Origin of the sequence: Janthinobacterium amylolyticum, assembly GCF_051380655.1 — a bacterium.
Taxonomy (GTDB): domain Bacteria; phylum Pseudomonadota; class Gammaproteobacteria; order Burkholderiales; family Burkholderiaceae_D; genus Janthinobacterium.
On the sequence record NZ_JBNYXL010000001.1, the window covers coordinates 322,726 to 332,134 of the forward strand.

Here is a 9,409-nt window from a genome sequence, read left to right on the forward strand (position 1 = left end):
AGGCCGATAAAATCGGCCTCGATGGAACTGGCGGCAAGCGGTGCTTAGCGGTAGAACGCTTCGACCTTGCCTTTCAACTTGATTTGCAAAGGACGGCCGCGGCGGTCCAGCGACTTGGTGGAAGCAACCTTGATCCAGCGTTCGCTGATGCAATATTCTTCCACGTCAAGGCGTTCCTTGTCGTTGAAACGGATGCCGACGTCGTTTTCGAACACGGCTGCAACGTGGTAAGGGCTGCTCGGGTCGATCGACAGGCGATCGGGCAATGGGGGTAAGGTGGTGGTATCGTTCATGGGCGTAATTATCGCCCAGAATGCCGATCCAGACAACGGCCTTTCGCGTCCTCGCTATCGGGCAGGCCGCGATGTGGCGGGCGTGGCAGTGTCCGTGGATGCTGGCGCGCCATGCCGCATTCCCGTCGGGTCGGCCAGCTGGATCACCGTGCCATGCTGCCACGCATCGGCGCCGGGCACGATGGCGGGCGTGGGAATATCGGCCCGCTGGCGGCGTTTCTCGGCGGAATCGACCTGGAAATGCCGGTCGCGCGCGGCCACCATGGCGGCATCGGCCTGGCCATCGGCCGTAAAGCCCATCATCAGTTGCGGCACGCCCAGCGGCAGGGTCTTGTGCAAGTCAGTATGCCAGGTGTGCCAGGTCTTGCCGTAGGTGCCGATGAGCTTTTGCATCAGCGCCTTTTCCGCCACGGCGGGAATGCCGGGCGCGATCAGCTGGCCTGATCTGACTTCATGCACATGGCTGTGCCACAGGGATTTTTCCGCCGCCGGCAAGCTCTGGTACTGCCTGGCGCTGACGATGTATTCCACGCCCATCAGCTTGGCATCCTTGACATTGCCATCGTAGATCACGCACTGGATCAGCTCCGCATTGAGAATAGCGCAATAGTGGTGCGCCTCCATCTGGCCCCGCAGATTGCCGTTGTAAAAATGAAAGCCGTCCAGGTACGCATTCAGCGCCGCGATGGGCGGCTTCGCTTGCAGCGCATCGGCGCCCGCTTCCAGCACGCGCGTGGACACCCCGGCAGATGCGCCGGGCGCGTCCACGTTCGATGCCGTATTCCTGGCACCGCAGGCGGCAAGGGCCAGACAAAGGGCCAGACAAGCCAGGATGGCCAGCGGCTTCATGATGGCCACCCTGTTTTCACCCGTCAGCCGTCAGCAGGTGGCGGCATCAGGATTTGTCGTCATTCTTGTGGCTTTGACGTCCCGCTTCCACGTGCTGCTCATGCGTGCCGCCGCGCGTGCCCGAGCCGGAGCCCGACTGGTCGCTGCCGCTGCCACTGCGGCCCTGGCCCGATTGCTGCGAGCCCGACTGCTTGTCGCCGTCATTCTTGTGGCTTTGACGGCCCGCTTCAACGTGCTGCTCGTGCGTGCCGCCCTGGGTGCCGCCCGACGATTGACGGCCTCCCGATTGCTTGTCCGACTGCTGGCTGCCCGATTGCTGTTTGTCCGATTGGGTGCCTGATTTGTCATTGCTGTTCGAAGTCATGGTCGTTTCCTCTATGGTTGTATGCGTCAACATCCGCGTACTGGAGGGCAACACGGACGCTCCTGCCTGTCATCCGGCGCTGTCTTGCACCGTTGAGGCCATTCTCGCCGTCTGCCTCGGGCTTAGCCATAGGGACACTTCTTGTCGCCACGTAGGAAAACTCCGTGGTGGCAATAAACCATTTCTCGTTTTCACTTTTATAAATGCCGGCATTCCTGCGGCGGCGCATCCCACGCGTCGTGCCGGCCATCGACAAAGGTGACGGGTAGCTGCGCCAGCTCGGCGGCAGATACATCGTCGAGGCAGCTGACGCTGATGCCGACAAACGGCCCGCTGCGCGGCGAATCACCGCGGCCGAACGGTCGCACGCCGCAGTGGCGGCAAAAATAGTGGCTTTCGCGGCGGGCGCCGAAGCGGTATTCGCCCAGGTCCGCCGCGCCGGCCAGCAGGCGGAAATCCGCAGGCGGCACCAGGCTGGCCCAGCAGCGCACTTTCAGGCAGAACGAGCAGTTGCAGCGCAGGCTGGGCGCGGCCAGGTCGATCTCGGCCGTGAAGCGTACGGCGCCGCAGTGGCAACTGCCATGGCAGGTTTTTTTCATCTGCCTACTTTACAGCGTGGCCGTACTCTCATGCAACTGCTGGAATTGCGCCAGCTGCTGCTGCATCAGCCGCGCATACTGGCCGCCCGCGCGCAGCAGTTCGGCGTGCGTGCCTTGCTGGCAAATCTTGCCGTCTTCCATGACGATGACGCGGTCCGCCTTGACGATGGTGGAAAAGCGGTGGGCGATGATGATGGTGGTGCGGCCTTGCATCAAGGTGTCGAGCGCTTGCTGTACCAGCTGTTCGCTGGCGGCGTCGAGCGCGCTGGTGGCTTCATCGAGGATGAGGATCTTCGGCGCGCGCAGGATGGCGCGGGCAATCGCGATGCGCTGCTTCTGGCCGCCGGATAACTGCACGCCCCGTTCGCCCACCAGGGTTTCGTAGCCATCGGGAAAGGCCGTGATGAAATCGTGGGCATGCGCCAGGCGCGCCGCCGCCACCATCTCGTCGGGCGTCACGCTGCGGTCCGGCACGGCAAAGCCGATATTGTCGGCGATGCTGCCGGAAAACAGCGCCGGCTCCTGTTCCACCACGGCCATCTGGCGCCGCAGCTGCGCCACGCCCAGGGTGCGCGCGTCGATGCCGTCGAACAGCAGATTGCCTGCCGCCGGCTGGTAGTGGCCGAGCACCAGGCTGGCGATGGTGGACTTGCCCGCGCCGGACGCGCCCACCAGGGCGATTTTTTCGCCCGCGCGGATGGCCAGGCTGACGCCGTCAAGGGCCGTCGCCTGCGTCCGTTCAGGGTAGGAAAAGCGCACGTCGCGCAGCACGATATGGCCTGCCAGCGGCGGCTGCGGCGCCGCTTCGGGCACGTGCCGGTGGCTGCGCAGGATCTCGAAGATGCGGTCGGTCGAACCCATGGTGCGCATCCAGGTATTCCAGAATTCACTGATCGATCCGGCCGTGTCAGTCACCATGCTGGCATAGATGACGAAGGCCGTCAGCTCGCCCACCGTCAAACGTCCCTGGCCGATCAGGTGGCCGCCGAAACATAAGGTCGTCAGCAGGGCGACGAAGGCCAGCATGCCTTGCGCGCCCTGGAACACGGCCAGCAGCCGCGTGCCGGCCAGCGACACGCCCAGCAGTTGCCGCATGGCCTGCGCATAGCGGGCCATGGCGCCGCCTTGCTGGTTGAAGGCCTGCACCAGGCGCGCGTGGGCAAAATATTCCTGCGCCACCTTGCCGCTGGCCGCCAGGCTGGCGGAAATGGCGCGCGAGCGCTGGCGATAATTACTACCTGTCAACTTGCCAAGATACAGGCTGATGGGGATGAACAGGGCCAGGGGCAAACTCAGCATGGGTGACAAATGCAGCAGCATGGCGATGCCGCCGACGAACACGCACAGCGAGCGCAAGGCATTGGCCGCGCCGATGGTCAGGCTTTCATGCAGGGCCGAGACGTCGGACGTCAGCCGGCTGTTGAGTTCACCCCCATGGTGCTTGTCAAAAAAGGCGATGGGCTGGTTGATCACCACGTCGAACAGCCGGCGCCGCACGCTCATGACGATCATGTGGCCGCCCGACTGCAGCAGATAGAAACGCGCGGACGAGGCCAGCGCATATAGCAGGCTGAAGGCCAGCATGGCGGCCAGCATGCCCGGCGTGATGCCGCGCTGCGTCACGGCGGCCACGTTGTCGATGAAATACGCGATGACTTGCGGAAAACCCAGCTGCGCGGCCACCGTCAGGAGCATGCACAGCAGACCGGCGGCGATGCGCCAGCGCACGGGGTACAACAGGCGCAGGCGTTCCAGGTGGGGGGCGATGATGTTCATGCGGCGCGTTCCTCGGCAATGTCGGCGTGCAGCTGGTCGACGAGGGCCAGCCAGTTTTCGTCGCCGATCAGGCCGGCAGCTTCGACGATGCCCTCGTGATTGACGAACAGATAGGAAGGGGAGCTCATGGTGGGATTGAGCTTGCGGTAGTCGCGCAGGGCCAGGCGCGCCGTGGCCGCCCGCAGCGCGTTGGCGGGCAAAAAGGCGCGCAGGCGGCGGGCCGGCTCTTCGCTGAGCAGCCACAGCTGCAGTCCTGCGCCGCGCGCCAACGGCAGCAGCTGCTCGATGCCGGCCAGCTTTTCCTGGCATTTGGGGCAGCGGCTGGCCAGGAACAGCAGTACGGCAGGCTGGCCAGGCGCAGCGGGCTGGAAGCGTGCGCCCCCCGCCAGCGGGCGGGCCTGCACGGCGGGCAAGGTCTCGCCCGGCACGAGGACGGCGGCGGGCAGCCGTTCGCGGCGGCTGGCGCGCAGCACGGCCAGGCTCAGCCACACATTGCCGGCGATGGCAAATGCCAGCGCCGCCAGCACGCACTGTAAAGTCGTGGCATCCATCAGTGCGCCTTTGCCAGGGTGGCGATATCGTGCAGGGAAATGGTGGCCACGCAGACGATGGATGCCAGGCCCGCGGCCAGCAAGGCCGTGGAGGCAGGCAAGACCGCCTCCCGGGCCAGCGCGAAGTAGCCGAGATTGATGCCCACCACCAGCACATTGCGCAGCAGGTCGTAGTGCGAGACGGGCCGCGCCGCTTCGCCAAAGCAGCTGCAGCGCACCACGCTCTGCGTGAAGTAGCGATAGCACAGCACGCCCGTGAGTGTGCCCAGCAGCAGCAGCGACAGCAGCATGGGCAGGTACGCGCTTCCCGGCAGCAGCGGCCCGGCCAGCAGCCAGCCGGCCAGCAACAATTCGGCCGCTACCAAAGCTGGCGCGGCAAGTGTGGCGATGCCAGGCGCCAGGCCGAACGAGGTGGCCAGGTTGCCGCGAAAGTCCGCATAGCTGCGCAGCTTGCCCACGCTGGCCGCCAGCAGCAGCAAGGCGATGACATAGCGCGCCGTATGCGACAGCAACACGGCCAGGGAAGGGCCCATGGATGCATCGGGAAATGGCGTCAGCATGCGGGCCGCGCTTCCATGCTCCACAGTGGCGCGAAGCCGCCCGGGCGCTGGCGGCGCAGCTGCACGCCATCGCGCGAAGCGAGCAGCGCGTCATTCCATGGCTCGTCAGGCGCACTGCGCAGCGCGCCGCCTATGCTCGCTTGCAGCTGCGTCGAGATGGCCCAGCCCACGCGCTCGGCATGCGCATCGCGCGTCATGTTCAAGCCCAGGCTGGCCAGCTCTTCGCGTGTCAGCGCATAGTTGTGCGAGTGGTAGCCGCCGGCCAGCTGCCCGACGATGGCGCGCCGCGCCTCGGGTGTCGCCTGCGGCAATTGCCAGGCCAGCAATTCCTCGCCGATCTGCGCCAGTTCCAGGGTGCTGCGGTAGAAGGCCGTCAGCGAGGGCGGGAAGATGCTGCCGCATAACAGGGACAGCGATTGCTGGCGCGCTTCGCTGGCATCGACGCCGAACCATTGCTGGGCCATGTCGCCGAAGCGCTTGATGTCCAGGCTGGACAGGGAGCCGCCGTCGGCGCCATCGAGCTGCGGGTCGATGGGCGAAAACAGGGCCAGGTCGCCGGCGATGATCTCGTCAGCACTGAGGGCCAGCAAAGTGGCGGCCGACTCGCAGTGGAAAGGCACGATAAAGCTCAAGTGGCGCGCATGCTGGCGCAGCAGCAGGGCGATGCGGCGCGCCGCGTTGACGATGCCGCCGCGTCCGTGCAGCACCACGTCGAGCCGGGGCACCGGGCCGATGCCCTGGCACAATTCATACAGGGCTGGCAGCAATTCCATGTCCAGGTGCGACGCGGCCAGCACGATGGCGCGGCTGTCGCGCTCCTGCTCCAGTTTGCGCAATTGCAGGGGAAGCAGGCTCAGGTCTGGCTGTGGCATAGCGCTCCTTCGATCAGGGTATCGGCCACGCTTTCCAGCAGGGGCAGGGTGGGGACCAGTTGCTGGACATACAGGAACTGGCCGACCGGATTGTTCTCCAGGAAAACATATTCGCCATCGGGCGTGACGATCAGGTCCAGCGCGCCGTATTCGAGGCCATAGCTGTGCACGAAGTCGAGGCAGCGCTGCTGTATCGCGTCCGGCAAGATACACGCTTCGTAGCGGATGGGGGCCGACATGTCGCGCGAATCGACGGCCGTGCGGGCATCGTCCTGCGAATACAGGCGGGCGGCGAACAGGCGCTTGCCGATCACGGTGATGCGCAGTTCGTATTGCTTGGCGATGTATTCCTGGAACTGGCAACTCAGTTCGCTGACGGCTTCCAGGCTGTCCAGCATGGCGTCATCGACCAGGGTCGTGCCGATGCCGCGGCTGACCCGTTCATCGCCTTCCACGGCTTCGGCGGCCAGGGTGGGCGTGGACATGGCCTTGAAAATGATGGGGCCGCCAACGGCGGCGCGCAGGGCGCGCACATCGTCGGGCACGTTGGTGATCACGCTGGCGGGCACGCGAAAGCCCATGCGCGCCGCGCGCGCCAGCTGTTCGCCTTTCCATTGCGCGCCGCGCAGGGCCAAGGGATGGCTGAGCCAGTAGCAATCGAGCGCATACAGCATGCTGAAAATGGCTTGCTGCGTTTCCAGCTGCGCATACGCGCGTTCCTGCGCCGTCAGGTCGGCGCTGGCGTACGCATATTCGGCGGGTTTGCGCAGCCACACGGCGCCCACTTGCCGCAAGTCCAGCCAGTCACCCTCAGGCAGCCGGCGCACGCGCGCGCTGGCCTGGCCAGCCTGAACCGTCTGGCTCAGCTGGTAATCGCGGGGAAAGGCATCGAGGTTGATACGGAAAGGGGCATGGTCCCGCTCCGCCAGGATGGCAGTGACCAGGTCGGCATGCAGATCGCCGCTGTGGCTGATAATCAAAATCTTTTTACGCATTCAGAACCCTGCAGCGAAAGACAATAAAAAAGCCCTGCCGTGGCAAGGCTTTCAGCGGGTGCACGTATCAGCAGAAATCTCCGCCGTCACTCGAACCGACACGCGAATAGCGGTATTGCTCTTCGCTGTCGACCGCCGTGCAGCCGGCCACGGCGACACCGTCACGTACTTTCCACGGCGCAGGCAGGACAGGTTTTTCCTGTTCCTTTTTTTCCGCCAGCTTGAATGCGAACAATTTTGTTTGATTCTGTTTCTGCATGTTTCTATCCTCTTGTGATGGATGGCATGGCGCGGGTCAGAGCGCGCACAGGAAAGCTGTGCCGCAATTGGCGCCGGATTGACTGGGCGGGAATGTGGGAAAACCCCGCGCAGGGCGGGATTGATGGCGCGGCGAGGATCAGCAATAGATGCCGGTATCGTTTGGCTTCAGGCGCGAGCTGTCGCGCAGATTGTAATCTTCAGGATTGCCGTAATACGTGCAGCCGGCCGTGGCGACGCTGTCGCGCACCTGCCATGGCTGCTTGACTTCTTTTTTAACTTCTTTTTCAGCCAGTTTAAAAGCGAACAATTTGGTTTGATTTTGCATTGTACTATCCTCTTGTAATGGTTAAGTACCGCTTTACTCATTGCCGGTGATTCGGCTTTTAAATATTAAGTTCAAAAAAATACCGAGTCAACCTGTGAATGAAATATATTTAACAGGCCCGAGATATTAATACTCCGGGCAGGGAAAAGCCGCGCCATTATCGGCGCACGGCATTTATATCGGAATATAAATATCACCCCGCCGTGGACGGGGCGAAGGACGATGCTGCGATCAGCAGAATTGGCCGGTGTCGCGGGAATTGAGCGTGGAGGTGTAGCGGTACTGGAAACGCTCGACTTCGCTGCAGCCGGCCATGGCGACGCCGTCGCGCACCTGCCATTGCGTGGGTGCCGCTGCCGGCGCTGCGGGCTGTTTATCGGCCAGCTTGAAGGCGAACAGGGTGGGTGTGCTTTGTTTTTGCATTGTAGTGTCCTCGTGTGAAGGTGACATGCCGCATGGTTGCCAACTGATAGTGCAATCAATTTGGCGTATGCGCGCCGGGCATTGCCGAGCGGGCAAGCCGCAGGAAGGCAACGCGGCGCACGCCATGCAGATGGCATCAATACGGAATCATCAGGGAATCATTAGGGAATCACATGGGCGCTGAATATAACCGCGCCAGCGGCGAGCTTATGCCGCGCTGCCGTGATCAGCAATACTGGCCGCTGTCATTCGGCTGGAGGCGCGATTCGTAGCGGAAGTTTCCGCTGCCGATCATGAATTCGCTGCAACCGGCAACGGCGATGCCGTCGCGCACCTTCCATGGCTTGGGCGGCAATGCCTGCTTTTCCACCTGTTTTTCAGCCAGTTTGAACGCGAACAATTTGGGTTGTTTCTGTTTTTGCATTGTACTATCCTCTTGTGATGGTTAAGTACTGCTTGCGCTGTATGCCATGGTGTATGGCCATTCAATATTAGCGCTGGAATAAATATGCGTCAACTTGAAATTGTGGCGTGCGCGGTGTCATATATATGGCGAATACTCACCAAATATCACGCATTACCTTGATGTTATTGGTATTCAATAAATTTTAATTGCGCCATTTAAAGATTCCAAAGTCGGCATATTATTGCGCTGCACTATCGCGGTGCGCGCCGGGCGATTATCAGGCAATGGAATGGCGGGTTTGCGGACGCCCGCACTATAATGGGGCCTGATGACGCTCGAGGAGGCGAAGGATGGCAATGGAAGTGACCGACAGCCAGCGGCGCGAGGCGCATGCGCTGGCTGCGGCGTTCGCCGCGACGCTGGACCAGCGCGATCCTGTTGCGCTGCAACGCGACTGGGCCATCCCGGCGGCGGTAGCCGGCGAGATCGCCGACATGCTGGACAGTTATTTCACGGCGCACCAGGCCTTGTCCCTGGCGCCGCTGGCGCAGGCCTTCGTACCGGGCAAGAGCGGCCGGCCCGCGGTTGACGTGTATGCCACCAGTGGCGGCACCTTGGGCCTCGAATGCCAGCTGCTGGCCGATGGCAAGCCGGGCGAAGCCATCCTGCACCTGGAAATGGCGGGCCACGATGGCGCTTTGCAACTACATTACAAATATATCGGTTCCTGAATAAATTGATGAATGACACACTGATCACCCACGAGCAGCAACGCATCTGCGACAAATACCAGTTGCCCGCCCAGCCGCCGGAACCCATGGTGGCCCTGGCCATCGGCAGCCTGGAGCAGTCACCGATCTACGGCACGCGCATCGCATTGCCGGAAAACGGCACCATCAGCTGGTTCATCCATTGCGGTGAACACAGCGAGGCACTGGATTTTTATCAAGCCCTGCATGCCACCCACCTGCAGGAAATGCTGCCGCAAGTGCTCGACTACCTGGCCTTGCCCAGCGGCGCCAAGTTCATACTCGACCGGCAAGGCTACGAGGATGTGTGGCTGGAACAGTAGTTTCCTGACCGGCAAGATTGTCGTTGACCTGGCGTGGCTGGCATGGGAAGCTATCCGTCATTT

General features: G+C 62.7%; 15 protein-coding genes. 2 read left to right on the forward strand and 13 right to left on the reverse strand.

Features of this window, described 5'->3' with window-relative positions:
- Positions 1-44 precede the first annotated feature (44 nt).
- From ACQ4WR_RS01550 to ACQ4WR_RS01610, 13 genes are all read right to left on the reverse strand, one after another.
- Positions 45-293: a DUF3297 family protein gene (locus ACQ4WR_RS01550; RefSeq protein ID WP_010398340.1), complete on the reverse strand. Its 249-nt coding sequence runs from the start codon at positions 291-293 to the stop codon at positions 45-47.
- 54 nt (positions 294-347) lie between these two features.
- Positions 348-1,142 (reverse strand): OBAP family protein, encoded by a 795-nt coding sequence (locus ACQ4WR_RS01555; RefSeq protein ID WP_436485376.1) that lies wholly within the window; start codon positions 1,140-1,142, stop codon positions 348-350.
- Between the two features lie 46 nt (positions 1,143-1,188).
- A complete protein-coding gene (locus ACQ4WR_RS01560) occupies positions 1,189-1,506 on the reverse strand; it encodes a hypothetical protein (protein WP_436484843.1) in 318 nt (105 codons plus the stop codon).
- Positions 1,507-1,703: 197 nt separating this feature from the next.
- Positions 1,704-2,105, reverse strand: coding sequence for a GFA family protein (locus tag ACQ4WR_RS01565; protein WP_436484845.1), 402 nt, complete (start codon positions 2,103-2,105; stop codon positions 1,704-1,706).
- A 9-nt stretch (positions 2,106-2,114) separates the two neighbouring features.
- Positions 2,115-3,881, reverse strand: coding sequence for an ABC transporter ATP-binding protein (locus ACQ4WR_RS01570; protein ID WP_436484846.1), 1,767 nt, complete (start codon positions 3,879-3,881; stop codon positions 2,115-2,117).
- Positions 3,878-4,432: a thioredoxin domain-containing protein gene (locus tag ACQ4WR_RS01575; protein WP_436484847.1), complete on the reverse strand. Its 555-nt coding sequence runs from the start codon at positions 4,430-4,432 to the stop codon at positions 3,878-3,880. Before ACQ4WR_RS01575 ends, ACQ4WR_RS01570 begins: the two co-directional genes overlap by 4 nt.
- Positions 4,432-4,992 (reverse strand): MauE/DoxX family redox-associated membrane protein, encoded by a 561-nt coding sequence (locus tag ACQ4WR_RS01580; RefSeq protein ID WP_102298388.1) that lies wholly within the window; start codon positions 4,990-4,992, stop codon positions 4,432-4,434. The genes ACQ4WR_RS01575 and ACQ4WR_RS01580 overlap by 1 nt, the downstream gene beginning before the upstream one ends.
- Positions 4,986-5,864, reverse strand: coding sequence for an SDH family Clp fold serine proteinase (locus ACQ4WR_RS01585; RefSeq protein WP_436484849.1), 879 nt, complete (start codon positions 5,862-5,864; stop codon positions 4,986-4,988). The genes ACQ4WR_RS01580 and ACQ4WR_RS01585 overlap by 7 nt, the downstream gene beginning before the upstream one ends.
- Positions 5,846-6,859 (reverse strand): ATP-grasp domain-containing protein, encoded by a 1,014-nt coding sequence (locus tag ACQ4WR_RS01590; protein WP_436484850.1) that lies wholly within the window; start codon positions 6,857-6,859, stop codon positions 5,846-5,848. The genes ACQ4WR_RS01585 and ACQ4WR_RS01590 overlap by 19 nt, the downstream gene beginning before the upstream one ends.
- 67 nt (positions 6,860-6,926) lie before the next feature.
- Positions 6,927-7,118 carry a hypothetical protein gene (locus ACQ4WR_RS01595; RefSeq protein ID WP_436484852.1) on the reverse strand — a complete coding sequence of 64 codons (192 nt, stop codon included), beginning with the start codon at positions 7,116-7,118 and terminating at the stop codon, positions 6,927-6,929.
- A gap of 138 nt (positions 7,119-7,256) precedes the next feature.
- Complete coding sequence (locus ACQ4WR_RS01600) at positions 7,257-7,445, reverse strand: hypothetical protein (RefSeq protein ID WP_102298393.1); 189 nt, start codon at positions 7,443-7,445, stop codon at positions 7,257-7,259.
- 231 nt (positions 7,446-7,676) lie between these two features.
- The gene (locus ACQ4WR_RS01605) at positions 7,677-7,868 is read right to left on the reverse strand and encodes a hypothetical protein (RefSeq protein WP_436484854.1); all 192 of its coding nucleotides are present in this window, start codon (positions 7,866-7,868) and stop codon (positions 7,677-7,679) included.
- Positions 7,869-8,094: 226 nt separating this feature from the next.
- Entirely contained in the window at positions 8,095-8,292 is a 198-nt protein-coding gene (locus ACQ4WR_RS01610; protein ID WP_102298396.1) for a hypothetical protein, read from the reverse strand.
- Between the two features lie 338 nt (positions 8,293-8,630).
- On the opposite strand from ACQ4WR_RS01610, the gene ACQ4WR_RS01615 reads away from it, so the two are divergent.
- Entirely contained in the window at positions 8,631-9,005 is a 375-nt protein-coding gene (locus tag ACQ4WR_RS01615; protein ID WP_436484856.1) for a hypothetical protein, read from the forward strand.
- 8 nt (positions 9,006-9,013) lie between these two features.
- Positions 9,014-9,346 carry an immunity protein Imm33 domain-containing protein gene (locus ACQ4WR_RS01620; protein WP_102298416.1) on the forward strand — a complete coding sequence of 111 codons (333 nt, stop codon included), beginning with the start codon at positions 9,014-9,016 and terminating at the stop codon, positions 9,344-9,346.
- Positions 9,347-9,409: the final 63 nt, after the last annotated feature.